Raw genomic sequence first — 23,902 nt, forward strand, 5'->3', positions numbered from 1 at the left:
TCATTCCTCGTCGGTATCGGTACGGCTGCCTGCATCGGCTGCGCGTCGGTCATCGTTGATCAGTGTGAGGAACCTTTCCGCACTGGCCTCGGCGGTCTCCGGGCCGTCCGACTGGTGCACCACCGTGTCGGACTCGTGCTCGGGCGCCGACTCCGGCGGCGGCGCCGGCGAAACGGGAGGTTCTGCTCGGCGGCTGTCCGACGCGGCATCACCGTTGATGCGGGTCAGAAACGCCTCGACCAGGGGGTCAACCGGGCGCTCGGCGTGGGATGTCGGGGCGGTGTGCGGCGTTGCGCCGTCCCCGTCCCCGTCCCTGTCATCGCCGTTGTCCGGCTGCTGGGGCTCCGGCTCGGTGACGAGGATTTCCCGCAGGGCGGGGGAGTCCTCGAGGTCGGTGGGGAGCATGAGGTACAGGCCGCCGGGGGCGTCGACGAGCAGGTTTCCGTGCGGGCCGGAGAGGACGAGTTCGACGTCCGTCTTGTAGTAGCGGAACTGCCGGGTGGAGGCCGTGTTGCGCTCCAGGACCTCTTCGGACTCCCCGGCCTGTTCCCCGGAGCCATGGCTTTCGTAGCGCAGCGGCAGCGAGTCCCGCAGCGAGTGGCCGTCGACCTCCCCGCCGACGGCCGGGCCGATGCCGGCGAACCACGCACTGGCCGCGCCGCTGACGTGCTCCTCGGTGTCGCGGCCCTGGTTGAAGTGGCGGGAGAGGATCTTCACTTCGGACCCGGGCAGAGCGGTGGCGCTGGTGATCCGCATGCCCACGGTCACCTTCTCGCCGCCGACCAGCACTTCGTACTTGTGCCGCAGCAGCTGCTCCAGGCTCAGCCGCATGTGCACCTCGTTGGTGAGGTGGTCGTACAGCAGGCCGAAGAGCGTGGAGCCGTTCGGCCGCCAGGACTCCGGCGTCGTCGGCTGGGGACGCGAGGTGGTCGGGGCTGCGGGCAGCACGGCCCAGCGGTTCACGGCCGTGGCGGCGGGGAGCGCCCAGGGATGCCCGTGCTCGGCCATCAGGTCCACCAGTGCGTCGTTCGACGGCCGTTCCTCGGACTCCCACCGCGCGACGGTGTTCTGGGAGGGCTGTGCGACCGGTTGTGGTGCCAGGCCCGGCCGGACGGTGTGCTTGGGGATGACGACCCGTACCCAGCCGTCGACGGAGCCCTCCTCGGGCCGGCGCGGGAACCGGGCGACGAACGACGGATGCTGCTGGATGCGTCCTGCCGCGTGGCGGCGGTGGCCCAGCAGGCTGGAAGTCGCGAGCGTCACGCCGTGGTAGCCACGCACGGGTGCGGCGAGGATCTCGGGCATCTCCTGGGTGATGTCCATCTCGATGTCGAACCGCTGGCGCAGCTGGAACTCGACCGACGGGTTGCTGGTCTGGCCCCAGTAGACGCCCACGCCCTGTGCGTGCTGCTCGTGTGCCGTGCTCGCCTCGCGGGACCAGCCGCCCGCGAGCTGGAGTCCGCCGGTGGTCGAGGTGCCGACCCTGCCGTGCAGTTCGGCGTGGGCCTCGACCTCGGTCGAGCGGGACGTGCTGGTCGTGTTCTCGGTGATCGCCTTGCCGCGCAGCAGCATCGTCATCTCGGGCCGGTCGTGCTGTGACATCGGCTCCAGGGTCGCGGCGGTGACCTTGGTCCACAGGTAGCGGGTGGCGCCGAAGGCCGACGGAATCGGCCACCACCGCGTGACCCCGGTGGTGTTGAGCAGGGTGAACTGGTCGAGCAGGGCCGCGGGCGAGTAAGAAGCCTCGATTTCGCTCAGCAGTTGGCTCGGCAGGTGGCCGACGCCGTCGGGGCCGGGCCGCAGCAGGCGCTGCTCGGTCAGCCACTGCTTCATCGTGTCCAGCACGCCGTCGGACTTGAGGACCTCCGGGTGGGTCCCTCCGGACAGCAGTGCCGGGTCGAAGTGGTCGGTCGGGGGGTGCGGTTCGACGTGGTCCACGCCGTCCGGTACCGGCAGGCCCAGGTCGAAGATCCGGCGCTCGGGGACCACGAAGTCCAGGCCGTGCCTGACCTCCATGGTCAGCTCGTCGCTGGTCGTGCCGGAGGTGCCGCGGGTCACGGCGTCGGTCAGATGGCGCCCACGCCACCGGTCGAGGGTGATCTGGAACACCGCGTCGGCCCGGTAGGTGTGCTTGGGGCCGCCGTATGTGCCGCGCGTGATGCCGATCGGCCCGACGGCGGTGCTGTCGCCGGTCTCCCAGCCCCACTGGAACCCGCCGCCGAGGGTGCCGCCGACCTCGGCGGTCAGGGCGTTGCGCTGTCCGGCCGCGGCCCCTTCCTCGCCGGCCGAAGCCGCCTCCTCGCCCTCATCCGCACCGTGGCCGAGGTGCACCACCGGACCCAGCCGGCCCGCCAGGCCCAGGGCACGGGTGCGGTCGTCGGCGTGCTCGTACTTGGCGGAGGCGCTGCTGTTCTGCCACAGCTTGAAGTCGGAGCCGTCGTGGGCCCGCACATGGTGCGGGTCGACGGCGACGATCCGCAGCCGCAGAGCCTGGTGCCACCCGTCGGGACCGTCGGGCAGTTCCGTCCGCCGTCCCTGAGCGCTGGTCAGCGACGGGAAGCGCGCCACCAGTTCATTCGGGGAGAACAGCGCCCTGATCTCCGCGGGCCAGTTCGCCGGGTCCGCGGGCCACATGTCCGGATGGCCGTTGGCCTTCCGGTACATCTCCGCCGCCGCACGCACCACCTCGGGCGGGGCTGTCACCGACCGGAACACGGCGGTGGCGCCATGGCCGGCGAAGTCCACCTGCCGGTCCACGGCCGGCAGCGCCGGAAGCGGCCGCGTCTCGTAGGCCTCGCGCAGCGATTCCCGCGAGATCCTCTCCACCGGCACGTGCAGGTGCGGCACGGCCACCTGGGCCACCACCTGGCCCGGCTTGTCGATCCACCACCTCTGCTCCGGGTGACCCTCCGTGCGCACGGACAGCTCGTAGATCACGTTGTAGACGTGCTCGTCGACCTTGCCGCTCATGTCCGCGCGCTGACCGGACGCCGCCCCACCGGAGAACACCTGCTTGGTTCCGCTCCCGATCCCGCCGGTCACACCCGCCTGCCCGAGCTGCAGTCGCACCTCCTCGGCCAGCTCGACCCGGCCGCGCGCACCGAGGAAGCCCCGCACGCTCCAGCTGTTCTTCCGCTCTCCCGTGACGGTGGCACCCTGATTGGTGCGGACGTTGAGCGACATCGGCCGCGCCTCATCACCGGTGATGCCGCCGACGCGCTCCAGCAGCCGGGCCGCCATCGACACGTGGTACGTCCGGCCGCCCAGCCGCACCGAGTGCTCGATGCCCGACATCAGCTGCGCCAGGTCGGTCTCCAGGGTCGCCCGCCCGAACGAGGTGAGCAGGTCCGCGTCGGCGCCCGCCCAGTTCACCCGGGGGCGGCGCAGCTTGACGAAGGGCGGCTCGAACGTCAACTTCGGTCGGCGACCGGTCAGCTGCTGGTGCGTCAGCTCGATGACGGTCCGGATCTGGTCGTGGACCAGTTCGGCGCCGGGCAGCCCGAAGAGGATGCCGAAGCCCGGGCCCTTGCGCGCCGCCAGGGCCAGCGGCTCGCGCTCGTGCGGCTCGGGCAGCTCCGCGTCCAGCCGCTCCGGGCGCCGGAACGCCGCCTCCGGCAGGCCTACGCCCAGCTCGGCGGCCTCGGCGAGCAGCGCCCGCACGTACGGGTGGGCCTCCACCGGCCCGTCCGGCTCCGGTTGCGGCTGCCGTAGCAGCGTGGCGTCCGGACCGAGCACGCGGTGCTCGAAGTCGGCGGCCTCATGGCTGGGGACGGCGAGTTCGGCCGGCACGGTCAGGGTGACCGGCTCGATCCGGTGGGTGGTGGAACGCACCTCGAGGGTGAGGTTCAGGGAGGCGCGGTAGCGCGCATGGTTTTCGGTGGTCTGGACGATGGTGTGGGTGTCGGTCGCGAGGGCCAGGCCGTGACCGGTGGCTCGGTTGAACTCGCCGGTGAGCGAGAAGAACTCCGCCGGCCCCGCGGTGACCCGCGCGCCCAGCGAGAAGCCGGTGCGTGCGCCCTCCTTCCGGCGCACGGCCAGCGTGTTCGCGGCGTCCTCACGTACGGGGACCTTGCTCGTGTCGCCCAGATAGCGCAGGCCCTCGACCGTCGCGTGGATCGCCACATGGCCCCTGAAGGAGCTGCCGATGCCCAGGGAGCCGGACACCTGCCCCGTCACCAGCCCGTTGGTCAGCAGGTTCTTGCTCTGGTTGATGGCGGACCGCTCGTTCAGCTGGGTGAGAGTCCGGTCCATCAGGGCTCGTACGACATCGGCGGACAGCCCCGCCGAGTGCAGCCGGCGCTCGAACTCGGCGGCCGACGGGATCAGATCGATCGCGTTGATGATGGTCCGGGCCCGCTGATACCCAGTGTCCGAGGGCTCGCCGCCGCGCGACGGTTCGTGGGCGACGTGCCGCAGAGCACCCGGCACGGTCAGCGATTTGGGGAGCTGCACGGTGAGACGGGCGGGCGTGACCACGTCGTGGGGACGTTCCTCGCCGTCGACGAAGATCCGCAGCTTCAGGCCCGCACTGAACGGGGTGCTCTGCTGCATGAAGACCTTGCGGTCGAAGGCCACCGTGCGGTTGGTCTGCGTCTCGCCGGTGCGGTGCGCTTCCAAGGTGAGTACCGGCGCGGGTGTGACCGACGACGCGACCTTCGCGCCCGTGGAGATCGCCGTCAGTACGGACGTCCCGGCGCCCCAGCCCTGCTCCCACGCCGACTTGTGCGTGGTGGCCGGCTTGGTCCAGTTGAGGGCGTACTGCTCGACAGCGGGCGTGGTCGCCGGCAACGGCTCGACATCGCGCAGCACCGGCCGCAGCCACACCACACGACCGCCCGCCGTGAGCCGCAGCCCGCGCTGGAGGGCCGCCTCCCAGAAGTCCAGCCGCCGCTCCTTGTCCTTGTCCGCGGTGGACGTGCCGGCGGTGTCCCGGCCGGCCGACAACGCCTCGGGTACGGTCCCGTCCCGGAGCAGGGTGCGCAGACCCTCGCGGATGCCCGTCGTCAGCTCGGCACTGTCGCCGTCGTTTCGCACCGCGTAGGCGATGTTGTTGGCCCACTGCCGGATCAGCGCCTCGTCCCAGGGGTCGACGGCGATGACGTTCAGCTCACCGTGCGCGTCCATGTCGTCCTGGCCCATGTACCAGGGGGCTTCGGCGTGCGGGGGCTGCGGTTGTGGCTGTGGCTGAGCTTCCGGATCTGGCTGATCTTGTGGCTGTGGCTGCGGCTCGGGAGGGGCCGTGGGGGTGTCCGGCTGCTGCTCGTGCTCCTGCTCGTGCGGCTGTGCGGTGTCGGTGGCGTCGGCGTCGGCCGATATTTGGGACTGCTCGGTCTCGGATGACTCCAAGGCGATCTCGGATGCCTCGGACGCCCCCTGGGGCTGCTCGATCTCGGACGCCCGTGGCGACAAGACCTCCGGCTCGCCAACAGCCTCGGTTCGGGTGCCGTCCGCGCTGAAGAAATACGTCGCCCTGGTACGCACGTTCGCGATGAGGAACTGGCGGAGAGGGTCGTCTGCGCTCGCCTCGTGCTCGTCGCCCGCCCAGCTCACGATGAGGTGCTCCGCGCCCTCGGGCACGTCCGCCCACTCGAACAGGAACTCCCCGCCCGGGCCGCGGGTGACCAGCATCCGCCGTCCCACCAGCTCCTCGGTGACCTCGTGCAAGTAGACCTGGTGCGAAACCACTTGGCCTGAGCGCCCGAACCTGGTCTCCAGCCCCGTGGCCTCGTGGACCACCGGGCGCAGACCGTTCGGCTGGGCGGGCAGCACCGTGAATCCGTTCACGGAACGCCCGGCCGCGTCCGTGACAGGCCCGGCCTCGTCCAGGGCCCGCCGGGCGTCCGTCCACAGCGCCTCATGGACCGCTGCCCGCAGCTCGGCGAGCTCCTCCCGGTCCGACGCCGGGTCGAGTCCGGCACGCTGCAGGAAGTCCGTGGCATCGTCGGCGATCAACGACGTCAGCAACGGAGGCGTCTCACCGCGGGTGCCGCTCTGCCGCGCCTTGGGCAGCGTCTCGTCGAAGATCCGGGCCAGCTCGGGGTCGTACTCCAGGCCGATGGTGCCCAGGTGGTTCTGTGGCTCCACCAGGGGCGGACGCTTCGCGAACAGCCCCTCGTTCAGCCGGCGCAGCAACGTCCGCCAGGGCGCCTCACGGTGCGCGCCGACCGGTACCAGGACCCCGTCCGTGCCGAAGCGGAGCGCCTCGTCGGTCACCCGGTCGATGAGGACGTACGCGTCCGAGGTCGTCTCCAGCCCGTGGGACGCCACGACCCACGGGTCGTCGGCGACGAGTTCGGCGACCCAGCCCGAGGGCGCGGTCTCGGAGACCGGGACCCGGAGCTTGCGGATCAGCGCACCCGCCAGGTGGTCGGGCAGCCCCGCGCCGGTCAGCGGCACCTCGACGTCGCGGGGTACGCCGGTTCCGTCGAAACGCCACCCCAGGTCATCGCCGGGAGTGCTGACCCACACCTCGGTCAGCGTGCCCGCCGCGTCGCGGACCTCGCCGAGCTGGTACTGGTTCGTGCCCTCCGTACCCACCGCGCCCTCCGTGTCCACCACGGACAGCTCAGAACCGTCGGCACCGGCGGCGAACCGCAGGAAGTCCGCCGTCCCCGTCAACCGCACGTCCAACGCCTGCGGCACCCGGTCCGCACCGAACTGCCAGCGGGTCTCGCCCGACGCGTCGGACGCGGTGTACCCGCCGTCCGCTCGCGACGTCACCGTCCAGCCCGGCACCGCTTTCCCGCCCGCGTCCATGACCTCCGGGACCGCCGGCAGGCCCAGCAGCTCGTACCGGGCGATCACCTCCGGCGACGGCACCAGCAGCCGGAACGGGGGAGTCGCGTGCAGCCCTTCGGGGACGGTCGGCAGCCCCGGCTGCCACCGCGCCCGCGGCTCCCTGCCGCGACCTGCCGTCTGCTCGGGCTCCTCCTCCAGTTCCTCCGGCTCCTGGGTGACGTCGCCGGACTCGGCCTGCCGGTCCTGCTGGTCCTGCTCGGCCTGATCGGCCTGTTGAGCGGGCTGCTCCGCCGGGGCCTCGGCCGACGGTGTCTCCGCTACGTCCTCTACGTTCGCTACGTCTGACACGTCGCCCGGTGTCTCCACCGCGTCCAGCGGTGCCTTGCCGCGGCCGATGACCATGCTGGCGGACGACTGGCCGGTCTGGGGCAGGACCTGACGGACCAGTGCGCCTCGGTTGTCGAAGTGCCACTCGGCCGTGGTGCCCTGGTTCGGGTCCGTCAGCGGGACGGTGGCGGTGAGGCGGTCCGGGAAGCGGGCGAGGCGTCCGCCCTCGACCGGGTCGCCCTGACGGTTCAGGAGCTGAAGCGGACCTTCGATGCCCGTCGGCACCGACAACCGCACCACGTGGTCGAGTCCCGGCAGCTCCAGTTCGCGGTACTCGAAGCGGTTGGCGGAGTCCAGGTAGAGGTTGCCCTCAGGGCCCTGGATGACGAACCCGCCGTCCTCACGCGGCAGCACTGTCCGGTCCGGGACGACCTCACCTGCGGAGTCCACCAACTCCAGCCGCGAGGACGCCGGGGACGTCTCGGTCGCCGGAGTGTCGGTTCGCCGCAGCAGGTGCCCGGCAAGCGGCCCGGCGTCGCGCAGCGGCTCCTCCACCACCCGCACCCGCGTCGCCGGATCGGCGGCAGGTCGCGGCGACTGCTCCGCAAGGTCGCTCGCGTGCTCCGCAGGCTCCTCGAACTCCTCGGGCACCGTCGGCAGCGACGTCCGGGTGTCGTCGTCACCGGGCTCGCGCAGGCCCAGTCGGGCCAGTCCCTCCTGGTCGACCACCACCAGGATGGGCTCGTCCGGCTCGGTGGTGAGCGGCGTCTGCCACTCCGCGAGGGCGGGACGGCTCCGCGCAGGAATCTTCTTCTCGCGGTAGGCGGGCGTGACCGTCCACTTCGGAGTCAGCCGCACCAGGTAGTGGGGGCCTGCTTCGGCTTCCTCCGCCGGCTTCGGAACCTCGGGGGTCGTCTCCGCTGCGACGGACTTCGGTTCCCCGTACGTCAGCCAGGTGCTGTACGGATCGGCGAGCAGCACGTTGGGGCGGTTGGCCGCGGTCTGGTCGTCGACCTGGATCGTCGGCTGGCGGAAGTCGGCGATCCATTCCGGGCCCAGGTCACCCGCGCTCGTCCAGGTCGTCTCGGCCTTCGCGGTGTCGGTGGCGGTCCTGGTCAGGGAGCCGCCCTGGATCACCCGGACGACCTCCCGATCCACCACGTCGGCCTTGACCGTCACCTGGGCCAGAGCGTCCCCGGCGACGTCGATCACCTGGCCCTGCTCGGAGAGCGCCTCCGGCAGCCTCGAGCGCAGCAGCTCGGAACCCGTCTGCGACAGCAGCTTGAAGCCCGCGCTCGGGCGCAGCACCGGCCGTCCGTCCCGGCCCGCGAAGGCCAGGTCGTTGAGCACCTCGTGGAGCTGCGGCGCGTCGAAGGGACGTACCAGCGTCTTCGTGGGCAGGCCCACCGGCAGTCCGGCATCCTGCTGCCACTGCGACAGCGAACCCTGGACCGGCGCCCCGGTCGACGGACCCGTCTCGTCCGCCGGGAGCACCTCCTCCGCGGGCACGGTGGAGCGAGCCGCACCGGGCAGCGTGAACTGCTCGGTCCACGAGCCGTCGAACGAGCGGCCGCCGGGCTTGGGCATCCAGTCCGGCAGATGCTTGCTGTAGGTGCCCGGACTCGCGTGCGGATGCACCTCCATCGTCACCCGCAGATCGTGGAGGAACTGCACACTCACCCCGGACTCGGAGCCGGTGAGCGAGTCGGTGTGCTCCTTCGACACCTCGTCCTTCGTGGTCCAGGAGCGGGAACCGCCGACTCCGGCCATGAACATCGCGCCCGGCATGCCCGTCGCGCCCGGATTGGCGGCGAGGTACGCGCCCCACAGGGCGGAGATGCCGGACTGGGTCGTGTCGGCCGTGCGCTCGGTCGTGTCCAGGCCGCCGCGCGAGGTGTGGCGGGAGCGCGTGGCGTGGTAAGTCCCGTGGCCCAGCTCCGCCTTCAGCACCACCAGCTGTTCCACCTTGCCGAAGGCCGTGTCGCCCTCCAGGAACACCGGGCGCCCGCCGTTCAGCATCTGCTCGATCGCCGTACCGGAGGTGGGCCCCGACAGCACCGGGCCCAGCACGTCGTGCACCAGCCGCTCGTTGATCCGGTCGAACCTCGTCGGCTGCCCGTTCGCCACGGACCACTCGTTCAGCCGGCGCGCGATCTGCTGGACCAGCTCACCGCCGGCCTCCAGCCGGTACAGGTCGACGCTGCCGCTGCCCCGGCCCACATTGGCGGGCGCCCGCACCGTCGGCACGTCCGGCGTCTCGGTCGGCGCCGGCGACTCCTGAGCCGGGGGTTCCGCCACTGGAGAGTTCGCAGCCGGGGACTCCGCCGCCGGCGTGTCCGGATCCTGCCGCGTTTCGGTGTCCACGTCGGCCTCGGCCTCGGCGACCGTCGCGCGGTAGTGCTCCGCGTCGCGCGCCGCCAGCTTGGCGATGTCCGACTGGGTCAGTTCGCCGACTCGGTGGATCTCGCCGGCCGGCACCCACACGGTGACCGCGTCGGGCACCTGCACCCAGGACGACCGTTCCTGGGCCGGGTCCCGATGGAGCCGCTTCGCAAGGTCCTGCCACGCCTGGTCCTTGGTGGTGCGGGCCTGGTAGGTCGCGTCGAAGCTCACCAGATAGCCGCGCTCGACCCACTCGTCGGTGGACACGTCCCTCGCCGTACGCCCGGCGGACGTGCCCTGCGTCTCGACATAGCTCAGCGAGCCGCCGACCTCGCCGCCGACGTTGATGTGCGCGTCGGGGATCGGCGTCAGGATGCCGCCGCCGAGCTTGGCCTTCACGGCCCAGCCCTGCTGGGCGTCCGTAGCCCGCTCGACCTGCCCGTGGCGTGTGCCGCCGAAGCGGTGCTGCTCGTCGACCGCCACGATCCGCGGGTCACCGAGCCGGGCCGACAGGCCCACGCGAGCGAACAGTTCGCGGTTGCCCGCGAGTCCCGCCCGATTGTGGCTCTTCAGGGGGACGGTGTCCGCGAGTCCCACCGCCCGCTCGAAACCGGCCATCCGGGCCGTCGGACCGGTGAAACTCTCCAGGACGTCCAGCGCGGCGTTGCGCTCGCTGATCTCGTCCCGCTTCCGTTCCAGCCAGTTCTTGCCCTGGTGCTGGTCGAACTCGGCCGGGGCGCTGCCCGTCAGCGGCCGGCGGTAGAACTCCCGCCAGCTCGTTCCGGGCGGTGCGGCCAGCATCTCGGCCATGGTGCTCTGCAGCTCCGGCACCGGCTTCAGCGAGTCCAGCTGGTAGTCGGCCGGCAGGCGTCCCACGCGCTGGTCGGACTCCGGCGCGTTCCCTTCCTGCCACACCGGGGTGGACGCTTCGGCCGTATCCCGCGACGGCTCCGCCAGCGGCACCGCGGCACGCTGGGGCACCGCCACCTCGACCCGGCCGTGAATCCTGGGGGACCCGTCGCCCGAGGTGTCCCGCCACCGCTCGACTTCGCCCGGCATCGACCAGCGGCCGCCCACCCGGACCTCGAAGTCGACCGGGAAGTCGAAGCGGTGGGCGCCCGTGCCGCCGCCCAGCGGCCGCTCGGAACCCAGCCGCTGCGTCACCTTGTGGGTGTCGACCTGGTTGGACTTGTACGCCAGCCCGGTCGAGGCGTAGTCGATCTCGTCGCCGTCGACGAGGTACCCGGCCGCCGCCACGCCGACGGAGCTGTCCCGGCGCCTGGTGAGCGAGGTGCTCTGGGCGTGGCTCGCGGAGGTGGAACCGGTCAGCGTCACGTCCGCCGTCCCGCCGGGCACATATCGGCCGTCCGCGGGGCGCAGCACACCGCGGACGAACACATCCGGGGCGCCGCTGGACCACGCGCTCAAGGGGAACCGCACCCCGTCCCCGCCGTTCGCCAGCTCCCGCGCGTGCTCCCGCAGGAAGGCGCGCAGCCTCGTCCTCGTCCTGTCCAGCCGGGCGGAGTCCAGCAGACCCTCCGCGTGCAGACGGTGCAGCACCCGGCCGACGATGTCCTCCACCGTCTCGTCCGCGAGCCGGTACACGGAGTCCAGCCGGTCCGCCACGGTGAACCGGCTCACGCCCGCCGGCTCCTCGACGGCAGCCCCCGGCGTGGCGGACTCCTCCGTCTCCGCGGGGTCATCGGCGGACACCGCGTCCTGGGCGTCGTTTGCCGGCGCCGCCGCGTCGCGCTCGCGCGTCCACAGCGTCGCCACACCGCCGTCGACCCGCTGCGCCTGACCGTCCGGGCCGCCCACCCGGACGACGAGGGTGAACTCCGCCCGGCGCTTGTGTACCGGCCCGCTGTACTTCTCGGCTTCGGTGCGCTCGCGCTTGTCGGTGACGTCGCTGGTGTTCCTGGTCAGTCCGTAGCCCAGGACGACCGGGCCGACAGTGCCCGTCGCATGGGTCGTGTTGCCCACGCCCACCGTGACACCGGCACCCCAGCGCTGGGTCACGCCCTGCCCCGAGGTGTTCTCCTCGCTGATCTCATGGGTGCGGGTGACGGTGCCCCCCGCGTCCGGGAAGTCCTGGACGACGACGTCCTTGGCGATGGCCAGCATGACCTGGGTCCGCCCCCAACGGCCCTTGAACGGGAAGGACTTGCGGACCGGCTCACCGCCGAACAGTTCCGTCGCATGCTCGGGCAGCCGCTCCAGCCAGGTGCGCAGATCCCGCGCCACGGGGTCGTTCACGTCGAACTCACGGCCCAGCGCCTTCTCCACCTCGCGGACGACACCGGAGCCGACGCTGGTGAACTCGGCGTGCACCACTTCCTCGGTGCGCAGCCGCTCGATGCCCTGCCGGCCGTCGCTCCGCGTGGCGGTGTCCTCGGCCGGCTTGGGCCAGGTGAGCTGCACCGGTACGTGGACGATGTCCTCCTGGACCCTGGCCTTGCTCCAGGGCCAGCGGCCCGGCTTGCGCACCGAGACGCGGTACGTCACGTCGTGCCCGGCCGTCGTGACCGGCACCCCGGTCTCAACGACCTTCGTCTTCATGCTGCGCCTGGTCTTCGCGGACTGCTTCGAGTCCCGCGCGTTGAAGATCCCCGCGATCTTCGCCTGGACCTGCACCCACGGCATCGGGATGCGGCCCGCCGCCGGTTCGAGGGACGGCGGCTGGCGGGTGGCCGACGAACTGTGGTCCTCCACCACCTGAGTCCGGTTGAAGGTGAAGTCGTCGGTGCCGTCCGTCACACCGTGCGGTGTGCCGAGGCCCACGGCCTCCACGACCACCTGTGGCCCGCCGTTCCTCCGGCCACTGAAGTCGACGAGGTGACCGCCGTCCAGGGCGCGGTGGAAGTTCGCCTTGAGCTGCTCGTCCGAGAAGGCGTTGTCGATCAGTGCGTACGTACCGCGCTCGGCGGCGGCGAGTCCGACCATCCGGACGACGGCGGTGCGCACGTCGGAGCCGTCGATGTCGCCGGTCACCTTCGGCTGCTCCGCCCGCGCCCGGCGCATCAGCTCGGCGGGGTCGAGCGGGTGGTCGCTCAGGCCGAGCACGTCCTCCACGTCGGCCTCGGCGAACAGGTCGGTCAACGTCTTCCGGGCGCCCTCGGTGGCGGCCTGTGGCGCGGGTGCCTGTGTCGGCCGCGGCGCGGTCTCGGTCCCGTCGGCCCGGTGCGCGGGCCCGGTCGTCGGCTGCCCGATCACCTGGGTGAGCGGCGACCCTGATGCCTCGTCGTCCCGCGGCATCTCCGCCGGCATGGACTCCCGCGCGTCCGCGTCGAAGAAGCGGGTGATCCCCGTCATCACATCGGTGAGGGAGAACCCGCCCAGCAACCGCTCGGCCCGTTCGCCCTCCAGCGGGGCGACCAGGAACGAACCGGCGAGGTGAGGCGGCGTGATCAGTTCCGGCCGCCGCTGCGCCATGTCGGCACCGTGCGGCAGCCGGACCAGCAGCCCGTCCGGCAGTCCCTCGGACACGCCGGTCAGCGGCAGCTCCCGGCGGCCGTCGGCGCCGACGGCCGCCGGGCCCCCGGCCTCCTGACGCTCCGCGATGACGGACTGCCGCTCGGCGGCCTCGTTCGTCTCCGCCCGCACCGACAGGCCGTCCTCGGCCGGCGAGGCTTCGTCCCCGAGCGGCCCCGCGTCGAGGTCGGTCAGCGAGGATTCGGATCCGTCCAGCCCCCGTTCGGACCCGCCCACCTCCGCTTCGGAGCCGTTCTGCCAGGTGAGGGAGCCGATGCTGGAGAGGGAACTGACCGAGGCAGCCGGGCTGCCCGGCTCCTGTTCCACCTGGTCCTGAGCGGCGGACTCCACGTGCTCCGTCCGGCTTTCCGCGGGGCGGAGCTCCTGGCCCGGTGCTTCCGAACGCTCGGACTCGGCGGGCTGCTCGAGCGGCGCCTGCGAGGTCCCTTGCGGCGACGGGTCGTCGAGGGTGGCCGGCTGGTCTGACACCTCGCCCGCACCCCGTGAGGGCGCCACACCGCGCGGCGTCCGCCACGCCTCCGCGAGCTGTGTGTACGTCACCGGTCGGCCCGGTGTCTTGAGCGCGGCGACCAGGTCCATCAGCCGCAGCCGCGCGGCGGGGTCGACCACGTCGTACGGCCCCACGCGGTCCAGGCGACGCACCAGGGCGTTGAGATCGCCGACGGAGACCGGCCACTCGGAACCGAGCTTCATGACCCGGCGTGCCAGGTCCACGGTGCGGCGCACGGTCGTGAGCCGCTCGACGGTCAGGTGCTCGGGGCCGCCGTACACGTCGCCCGCCACATCGGCCAACCGCCAGAGGTTGAGCCCGCCGTTCGCACCCACCCGCCTGGCGAGCGGCCTGAGATCGGCGCGCCTGACCACCGGGCGGGAGCCGGAGAGCCGCTGGAGTGCGCCTCGCAGCGCGGTGGCGCGGGTCCGTGCCTCGCCCGGGCTCAGGGTGTCCGTGGTGGGGAACTCCGGCGGTGCCTCCTTGGCGACGATCAGCTCGTAGGAGCCGTTCTCCCCCTGTTCGATCGTGCGCCGGGTGATCTTCATCCGGGCCCCGGGCAGCAACAGGATCTCCCGCTCCTGCGGCTTCGCCGAGAAGGCCGTGATGTCCCGGCTGTATGCCCCGCTGAGTTCGGCACCGACCAGGACGGGATGGGTCATGGGCAGGCGAGCCTGGAAGTCCATGAACACCTGGGCCTGCCGTCGGCCCCGGGCGAAGCTGGAGAACGCCGCGAAGGAGAGCTCCGATCCGGCGAAGGTGGGGGAGACGAAGCGTCCGATCCCCGAGGCGAGGTCGCCCACGGAACGGGTGCCGCGCCAGGCCGTGCCGAGGGCCGGCGGCAGCTGTGCGAGAGCGTCCACCAGCATCGCGTTGTGAACCGACAGCTCCTTCTCGACACCGGGCAGCAGCGGCTCGACGGCGGCGTAGAGCTGCTTCTTGAGCCGCGCCAGCTGCTTGGGCGTCATGGACGTGCGGTCGGTGGCCAGCAGTCCGCTGACGCCGGGGTCGCCCGCCAGCACGCCCGGCACGACCACGCGGTTGTCGTCGAGGTGCTTGTCGAGCAGACGCTGGATCAGGACGCGCAGAGCCGACCGGGTGCCTGCGGACTTGAACGTGAGCAGCACGTTCATCAGCCGGAAGGCCGGGCCGGTGTAGGTCATCAGGGCGGCGAAGTGGCCCAGGCTGAGCCTCTCCAGCACCTGTTGCGGCGTGGTGTCGTTGTCCCGCAGCCACATCTGCACGTGCGGGTTCTGCCGGTCGTCCGGGAGCGGGTCGGCGAGGCGCCGGAAGTCGTTCCGCCGCCGGAGGGCCTCCTGCAGCAGCGTCTGCTGCCTTTCGTCGTCCACGAACGACATGCGGCCTTCGCGGAGACCGCCGTGCTCGTGCGGGGTGTTGAGCTTCGACCAGTAGGCGGCCTCGTGCGGCAGCATGCCGTCCTCGCCGACCCGCTCCCGCACCTCGGCAAGCCGCAACCCCGGAATAAACCGGTACATCCGGGTCGCGTCGTCCAGCGGATTCGCCGCCAGCGACGACACCACGTCCGCAGTCCTCAGGCCCGCCAGGATCTCGTACAGCGAGTGGTCCTCGGCCGGCAACATCCACCCCATCAGCGACAGGGCGAGTCCGTCCGCGTCCCCGCCGGGCACGTTGAGCAGCTTGAAGGCGTTGCCCGTCTTCGCCGCCTGCGCCGACACACCGGCCACGAGCGGTATGCCACGCTCGCGACGCAGCTCCCGCTTCGACGACACCGAGTGCTCCACGTCGTCGTCCGCAGCGAAGAAGCCCCTCTCGAAGGCCTTCGCCTCCCCCGGCGTCACCGAGTCCAGCCCGTTGTTGATCCGGGTGCGCAGCCCGCCGCGCAGGAACGCCGTCTGTTCCCGCAGCGCCTCCTCGTTCAGCCCCAGCCGCTTCGCTTCAGCCCAGTCCCGGCGCCCCGCGATGTCCAGCAGCGACGACCTGAGCGTCAAGGGGGAGTCGCTGAGCCATGCCGCGTTGTGGAACGCGGTCATCAACTCCTGTACGCTGCCCAGCTCCAGCAGAGACCGCAGACCGTTCGGCGTCACCTCGTCCTTGAAGAAGACCCGCTCGATCTCCTCCCGACCACGGTCCGGATGTGCCTGGGACAGCACGTCGAACAGACGCGACACACTCTCCCGCGCCGACGCCACCGCACGCGGATGACCGGCCGCGTACGAACCCAGACGCGCCTCGAACTCCTGCGCATGCTCGGCATACTCCGGATACGCGTACAGGGCTCCCAACGTCCGGCCCCCAGCCACAGCGACCGGCTCCACCAGATCCACCGCATCACCGTCGACCACGGTGAAACCACCGGGTACGGCCTCGGTGACAGCGTCCTGAACCGGTGCCGCCTCGGACGGCTCGGCCGTGGCCTCGGCAGGCGATTCGACGGGCGCCTGTGAAGGCCCGTGCGGCGACGAGTCGTCGAGGGAGGCCGGCGGGTCATCGAGGGACGCCGGTGCGTCCGGCACCTCGTCCGTGACGTGCGCGGGCTCGTGGGCGGCGGGGGCCGTCGTCCGCCACACCTCGACGAGTCGGGGGTACGTCACCCGCTGACCCGGCGTCTTCAGCTCCGCGACCAGGTCCAGCAGCCGTAGCCTCGCGGCCGCCTCGACCGGGGTGCCGTCCGCGGCACGCTCCAGGTGCCGCACCAGGGAGTCCAAGTGCTCGACGAGCACCGGACCGGCCGAACCGAGGCTCAGAACCCGACGGGCCATGTCCGCCGCCCGGCGTACGGTCGCGAGCCGCTCGACGGTGAGGTGCTCCGGGCCGCCGTAGACCTCGGCCGCCAGCCCGGAGAGGTGCCAGACCTGCAGGGTGTCCGCCGCGCCGATCCGCGCGGCGAGCGGCTTGAGGTCGGCGCGCTTCAGCACGGGCCCGGTGCCGGACAGACTCTGCAGGACGTCCTTCAGGGCCATGGCCTGGGCCTGAGCGGCCGGGTGCTGAGGCTCCGCGACGGGGAACTCCGGCGGGTTCTCGACGGCCTCGATCACCTCGTATTCGCCGTCGACGGTCCGCCGGGCCGTGATTTTCATCCGTGTCCCGGGGAGCAGCAGGACCTCCCGCTCGCTCTCCAGCTTCGAGAAGGCCGAGATGTCGCGGCCCCACTGACCGGTGAGCTTCGCGGCGACCAGGACACGGTGGGTCAGGGGCAGCTGCGCCTGGCGGTTCATGAACCCCCGCGCCATCACCTGCTCCTTGCTGAAGCTGGAGAACGCCTTGAAGGAGAGCTCCGAGCCGCCGAAGCCGGGCGAGACGAACCGCCCGATTCCCGAGGTGAGGTCGCCCACCGAACGCGTACCGCGCCACACCTCGCCGACCGCGGGCGGCAGCAGCGACAGCGCGTCCATCAGCATCGCGGTGTGGACCGCCATCTCCCTCTCGATGGCGGGCAGCAGCGTGTCCACGGCCGCGTAGAGCCGCTTCCCGTACTGCGTCCACTCCTCGGGCGTCAGGTCCCACCTGGAGCCGGTGGGCTGCAGGGCCCGCACGGTCGGGTGGGAACCCAGCACGGGCGGCAGCAGCCCCCCGTCGGGGGCGAGGTGCCGCGCGACGAGCCGCCTGACCTGGATGCGCAGCGCCGTGCGGGTGCCGCCGGAGCTGAAGTTCAGCAGCACGTTGATGAGCGGGTGCGTATGGCCGGTGTAGGCCATCAGGACGGCGAAGTGAGCAGGGCTCAGCCGCTCCAGCAGCTGTCGCGCCGTCATGCTGTTCTCCCGCAACCAGCGCCCGGCCGCGGAATCGTCGGCCGGGTCACTGCCGAGCCCCCGGTTCACCAGGAGCTCGAAGGCCCTCCGGCGCCGACCGGCCAGCTGCAGTGTCTCCTCGCCCGGTTCACCGAACCCGCCCTGCTCGACCGGGACGGTGATCCTGGCCCAGTAGGCGGCCTCGTGGGGCAGCATGCCGTTCTCGCCCGCCTGCTGCCGCAGTTCGGCGAGACGCACCCCGGGGACCGACCGGTACATCCGCGCCGCGTCCTCCAACGGGTTCTGGGCCGACGACGGCAGCACGTCCGCCGTGCGCAGACCGGCGAGCACCTCGTACAGCGAGTTGTCCCGCGTCGTCAGCAGCCAGCCGACCAGAGCCAGCGCCAGACCGTCCGCGTCCGCCACGTTGAGCAGCCTGAACGCGTTCCCGATCCTCGCCGCCGTCACGGAGACACCCGCGCCCAGCGGCATGCCTCGATCGTCGTGCAGCTCCCGGAACCGCGCGGAGCCCGGCTCCAGCGCATGCCCCAGACCCGAGAGCGCGCTCTGCGGCAACTCCGGTCCTTGGTCGCGCAGCGCCCGCACGTGCAGACCCAGCCGCTCCGCCCCGGACCAGTCGGCGGTGTCGGCGAGCCCGCGCAGCAGCGACTTCAGTGCCAGCGGCGAGTCGTTGAACACCGCCGCGTGGGAGAACGCCGCCATCAACTCCGGCACGCTGCCCTGCTCCAGCAGTTCCCCGAGCTCAGGCACCTGCGGGTCGTCCGTGAAGAAGACCTTGGTGATCTCCTCCCGGCCGCGGTCCGCATGGGCCCGCGTGAGCACGTCGAGCAGGCGGTGCACGCTCTGCCGCGCCGAGGCCAGAGCCCGCGGATGACCGGACGCGAGCGTCCCCAGCCGTGCTTCGAACTCCTGAGCCTTCCGGAAGTACTCCGGATCCGCGTACAGCGTCCGCAGGGAGCCGCCGACGGCCGTCGAGCCCAGGACGGCCGGCAGCGTGTCCGTCCCGTCCTCGTTGAACCCGGCGTCCACGTCCGGCTGGAAATCGACGTCCGGCAGGAGCTCGTCGTCCGGCACCATTTCGCCGTCCGGACCCGGACCGTATTCCTCCGACTCGCCCTGCGACACCACCTCGTCCTCGGTGTGCCAGGACCCGACGTCGGTCAGCCCCGCCTGGGACTCGTTGTCCCAGGACTGAGCCGCGTCCGGCTCCCCGTCCGGCTCCACTTCGGGCGCGGTGTCGGGAGCCTCGGCCGCCGACGCGCTGTCGCTGTCGGCCGGCTCGTCCGCATACTGGTCGGCCTGGTCGGCTGCCCGGTTTTCCGCCTCGCCGCTCGACTGCCACGCGGCCGCGAGCTGGCTGTAGGTGATCCGCCGGCCCGGCCTCTTCAGTGCGGTCACCAGGTCGAGCAGCCGCAGCCCCGCACCCGGCGCGACCGGGGCGTCCTCCGCGGCACCGTCCAGGCGACGAGCCAGGGCGTTCAGGTGCTCGACCGTGACGGGCCGACCGGAGCCGAGCCGCAGCGCGCTCCTCGCGAGGTCCGCGGTGCGGCGTACGGTCGTCAGGCGCTCGACGGTCAGGTGATCGGTACCGCCGTACACCTCGGCGGCCAGACCGGCCAGCCGCCACAGGTGCAGGCTGTTGTCCGCACCGACCCGCGTCGCGAGCGGCCTCAGATCGCTCCGCTTCAGTACCGGGCCGGAGCCGGAGAGCCGTTGCAGGGAGTTCCTCAGCTCGGCGGCCCGGACCTGTGCCGCGGCCGGGGTCTGAGCCAGGCCGAGGGCCGGGAACTCCGGCAATTTCTCCGTGGCCTCGATCACTTCGTAGGGGCCGATGATGCTGTCGGCGACCCGGCGGGAGACGGTCTTCATCCGGGCCCCCGGGAGCAGCAGCACCTCCCGCTCGTGCTCCTTATCCGAGAAGATCGAGATGTCCCGGCCCCAGTTCCCGTTGAGCTCGGCACGGATCAGCACCCGGTGGGTCATCGGCAGCGGATCCTGGCGGCTCATGAAACCGTGCGCCTCGGCCTGCTTCCGGCTGAAGCTGGAGAACGTGCCGAAGCCGAGCTCCGAGCCGCCGAAGGTGGGCGAGACCAACCGCCCGATCCCCGAGGCGAGATCCCCCACGGAGCGCGTGCCGCGCCACACCTCGCCGAAGGCGGGCGGCAACTGCGCGAGAGCCTCCCGCAGCATCGCGGAGTGGACCGCCATCTCCGCCTCGATCGAGGGCAGCAACGTCTCCACGGCGGCGTGGAGCCGTTCCTTGAGCCGAGCCCGCTCGATCCGCGACATCAACGGGCGCCCGGTGCCGAGTACCTCGGCCACGGCCGGGGCGTCCCGCAGCACGGCCGGAAGGTCCTGCAGGCCTCCGTGGTCGACAAACCTGTCGATGAGCCGCTTGAGCTGGGTGCGCAGCGCCGTGCGGGTGCCGCCCGACTCGAACGTGAGCAGCACGTTGAACAGGGGGAAGGCCGGGCCGGTGTAGGACCGGAGGGCGGCGAAGTGGCCCAGGCTGAGCCGCTCCAGCACCTGCGGGGCCGTCATGCCGTTCTCCCGCAGCCACTCCTCGGCCAGGATCTCGACGGGCCCCTCCGGCTGCGCCTGGGTGGCGAGCCGCTGGAAGACCGCCCGCCGCCGCTCGGCCCCGGACAGTCCCTGGCTGCCGGGCTCGCGGTAGCCGCTGTCCCCGGCCGGGGACTTCAGCCTGGCCCAGTACACGGCCTCGTGGGGGAGCATGCCGTCCTCACCGGCGTGCTCCCGCAGATCCGCGAGTCGCAGGCCCGGGACTGACCGGTACATTCCCGCGGCGTCGTCCAGCGGGTGCCCGGCCAGCGACGGCACCACGTCCGCGGTCTGCAGACCGGAGAGGATCTCGTACAGCGAGTGGTCCTGGACCGGCAGCATCCATCCCAGCAGGGACAGCGCGAGGCCCTCCGCGTCCCCGCCCGGCGCGTTCAGCAGCTTGAAGGCGTTGCCGAGCTTCGCGGCCGTGCCCGAGATGCCGGCGACCAGAGGCATGCCCTGCTTGTCGTGCGCTCCGCGGAACAGCGACGAACCGGGAAGCATCGCCCAGAATGCCTTGCCCGAGACCAGGGGCAGCGGCAGCTCCGGGCCCTCCACGCCCGGGGCCAGATCGCCCGCGCGCGGGTTCTCGACCATCGCGGGCTCCGCGATGATCCTGGTGATGCCGGTTACCGTCCGGCCCGCGGTGCCCTCGGGAGCGCTGTGGTGCACCTCGATGCCGAGCACGCCGGGAGCCGCGCGCAGCTCCTCCAGCAGCGGAACGCCCTGGTCGTCGAAACGCACCCGCTCCAGCGGGACCTGTTCGGTGCGGAAACCCATCACCCCGAGCGCGAACGGGTTCGCCGCCAGGAAGGCCGCCTCGCGCTCGCTCAGCGCGATGCCTGACTGCGCCCACTCGCGCGGAGTTCTGGCGATCTCTCCCGCCAGCCGCTCCCGCCACGGACGCATGCGCCGTGACGCTCCCCAGTACTTGGGCAGCTCCCGCTTCCACGACGCCGACTGCGCGGCCACGTTGGCGATCGCGAAGAAGTCCTTGTCGAACGCCGTCTGCTTGCCCGGCGCGACCCGGCTCAACAGCGTGTGCATCCGAGACCGCAGCCCGCCCCGAAGGAACGACGCCTGCTCCCGCAGTGCCCGCACGTCCAGGCCCAGCCGCTCCGCCTCTGCCCAGTCACGGCGGTCGGCGATTCTCAGCAGCAGCGACTTCAACGTGTGGGGCGAGTCCTTGAAGAACGTGGCGTTGAAGAACGCCGTCATCAACTCCCGGACGCTGCCCCGCTCCAGCATCTCCTGCAGACCGGACGACGGCGCGTGCTCACCGACCTGACCCGCCGAGGTCACGTCGTCGCTGAAGAAGACCGAGGCGATCTCGTCCTGCCCGAGGTCCGGATGCGCCTTCGTCAGCACCTCGTACAGGCGCCCGACGCTCTCCCGCGCCGTCTCCAGCGCCCGCGGGTGGTTGAACGCGTACGCGCCGAGCCGAGTCTCGAACCTCTCCGCTCTCGCGAAGTACGACGGATCCGTGTACAGCGCCCGCAGGGCGCGGTTGCGGCCGGGCGCGAACGTTTCCAGCAGGTCCGGCTCGGCCCGCGACACCGGTGCCGTACGGGCCTCCGACAGCCCGGGGTCGAGCGGATCCCCGCCAGGCGCCTGCTCCTGTACTGCGGCCGAGGCCGGCTGGATCTCGCTCGCGCCCGTGTCATCCGTATTGCCTGTGCCGTTCGCGTCGTTCGCGGCCTCCTCCGCAACCTCCGGTACGCCGGCGTGGGCCTGGTTGGCCACGTCCGCGGAGCCGTGCTCGCCGCTCAGCTCGTCGTCCTCGGGGGCGGCGGCATCGGTCCGCTGCTCCCCCGCGGCGGGGGCCTGCCACGCGTCCGCGAGCCGCGCGTACGTGACGGGCCGGCCGGGAGTCTTGAGCCGGCCGATCAGGTCGAGCAGCCGCTTTCGCTCCTCCGGCGTGACCAGGGCCTCGGCGGTGGCGCCCCGCAGACGGCGCACCAAGGCGTCCAGGTGCTCGCCGGTCACCGGCTGGTCCGCGCCGAGCCTCAGGGTGCGGCGGGTCACGTCCGCCGCGCGGCGCACGCTTGTCAGGCTCTCCACGGTCAGCTGCGCCAGGCCTCCGAACACCTGGGCGGCCAGACCGGCCAGACGCCACACCTGCAAGCCGCTGGACGCGCCGATCCGCGTGGCCAGGGGCTCCAGGTCGCCGTGGGTCGAGATCGGGCCGGCGCCGTTGAGTGACTGAAGGGCGTGGCGCAGCTCGGTGGCCCGGTCCTCGGGCACGGCCGGGTTGGCGAGGGTGGCCGAAGAGAGGTCCGGCTGCTTCTCGACGGCGTTGATCTCCTCGTACCGCAGGCCGTCGTGGCCCGAGACCCGCCGGGAGGTGACGTTCAGCCGGGCCCCGGGCAGGAGGAGCAGCTCCTGCTCGTACGGGGTCGCCGAGAAGGCTGAGATGTCCCGGGCCCAGTTCCCGCTGAGCTCGGCTCGGACCAGCACGGGGTGGGTCAGGGGCAGGCGAGCCGGACGGCGCAGGAAGTCCTGTGCCAGTGCTTCGTTCCGGCTGAAGCTGGCGAACGCGCTGAAGGAGAGCTGGGAACCGCCGAAACCGCCCGGGACGAACCGGCCGATGCCCGAGTCGAGGGTGCCCGTGGAACGCGTGCCGCGGTATGCCTCGCCGGTTGCGGGCGGCAGCTGCGCGAGTGCTTCCAGCATCATCGCGGAGTGGGCTGCCATCTCGTTCTCGATGGCGGGCAGCGCTCGGTCGGCGGCGGCGTAGATCCGCGCCTTGAGGGAGGCCGTCTCCCAGGGCGTCATGTCCGGGCGATGAGCGCGGAACAGGTCGCCGACTTCCCTGTACGACTCCAGGGTGGGCGGCACGCTCCAGGAGGGCGCGCGGAACGCCTTGTCGAGGATCGCCTTGACCTGGACGCGCAGCGCCATGCGTGTGCCCCCCGAGCCGTGCGTGAGCAGCACGTTCATCAGCGGGAACGCCGCGACGGTGTAGGCGACGAGGGCGGCGAAGTGCGCCGGGCTCAGCCGCTCCAGCACCTCCGGCGCCGACATGCCGTTGTCCCGGACCCAGCGTTCGGCCTCCGACGGGAGCAGCGAGGCGCGGCTGCCCTGCGGACGCTCGGCGAGCTCCTGGAACTCCCTGCGACGCGTCTGTGCCGCTCGCAGGTCCTCACCGGGGGAGTTGAAGCCGCCGTCCGCGGGCCGGGTGGAGACCCTGGCCCAGTAGGCCGCCTCGTGCGGCAGCATGCCGCCCTCACCCACCCGCTCGCGCAGCTCGCCGAGCCGCACGCCCGGGATCGACCGGTACATCTGCGCGGCGTCGTCCAGCGGCCGGCCGGCCGTCGACGGCCCGGCATCCGCCTTCTGCAGGCCCGCCAGAACCTCGTACAGCGAGTGCTCCTGCCCCGGCAGCATCCAGCCCACGAGCGCCAGCGCCAGGCCCTCGGCGTCCGCGCCGGGCACGTTTAGCAGCCGGAAGGCGTTGCCGAGCCTCGCCGCCGTCCCGGACACGCCCCCGACCAGCGGCATGCCCCGCTTGTCGTGCATCTCGCGGTAGAGCGGGGAGCGCGGGTCGATCGCGGTCCCCGGTTCGCCGGTGACCAGGCCCGGACGCAGCTCCGGGCCCTGCTCCCCGAGGAAGAAGTCCCTCGCGGACGCCGCGGCCCTCGCCGGATCCGTCCGGCCCATCAGCTCCTGCACACGGGAGCGCAGTCCGCCCGGCCGCTCCCGCAGGAACGACGTCTGCTCCCGCAGGGCCCCGGCGTCCAGGCGCAGGTCCTCCGCCCGCGTCCAGCCGCTGGAGTCGGTGATGTCCCGCAGCATCGAACGCAGCGTCAACGGCGAGTCGGTGGCGAAGGCGGCACGGGTGAAGGCCGTCATCAACTCGCCGACGGTGCCCTGCTCCAGCAGGTCCCGCAGACCAGTCGTGGCGGCGTCCGCCGTGAAGATCCGCGCGATCTCCTCGGGAGCGACATCGGGGTGTCCGTCGAGCAGTACCTCGTGCAGCCGGGCCACGGCCTGGCGCGCCGCCGCCCGCGCCCTGGGGTGCTCGGCGGCGAACGACCCCAGCCGCGACTCGAACGCCGCTGCCTTCGGGAAGTACTGCGCGTCCTGGTAGAGCGCCCGCATCGACCGCTGCCCACCGGCCGCCTGAACGGCCGTCGCCGGCATCGGCGTCCCGAGGTCGCCGACCGGAGAAGCGACGGTCTCC

Annotated in this window: 1 protein-coding gene (running past one end of the window); it reads right to left on the reverse strand. The window is 72.1% G+C overall.

All coding sequences use genetic code 11. The features are described 5' to 3' along the window. Window positions 1-23,902, reverse strand: partial view of a hypothetical protein gene (locus tag QQM39_RS38855; RefSeq protein WP_302002302.1) — the 3' portion only. Its footprint extends 19,457 nt past the window's final position; the window shows 23,902 of its 43,359 coding nt (coding positions 19,458-43,359); its start codon lies beyond the right edge, outside the window — the gene reads right to left on this strand; it ends in the stop codon at window positions 1-3.

Origin of the sequence: Streptomyces sp. DT2A-34, from assembly GCF_030499515.1 — a bacterium.
In the GTDB taxonomy this organism is placed as follows: domain Bacteria; phylum Actinomycetota; class Actinomycetes; order Streptomycetales; family Streptomycetaceae; genus Streptomyces.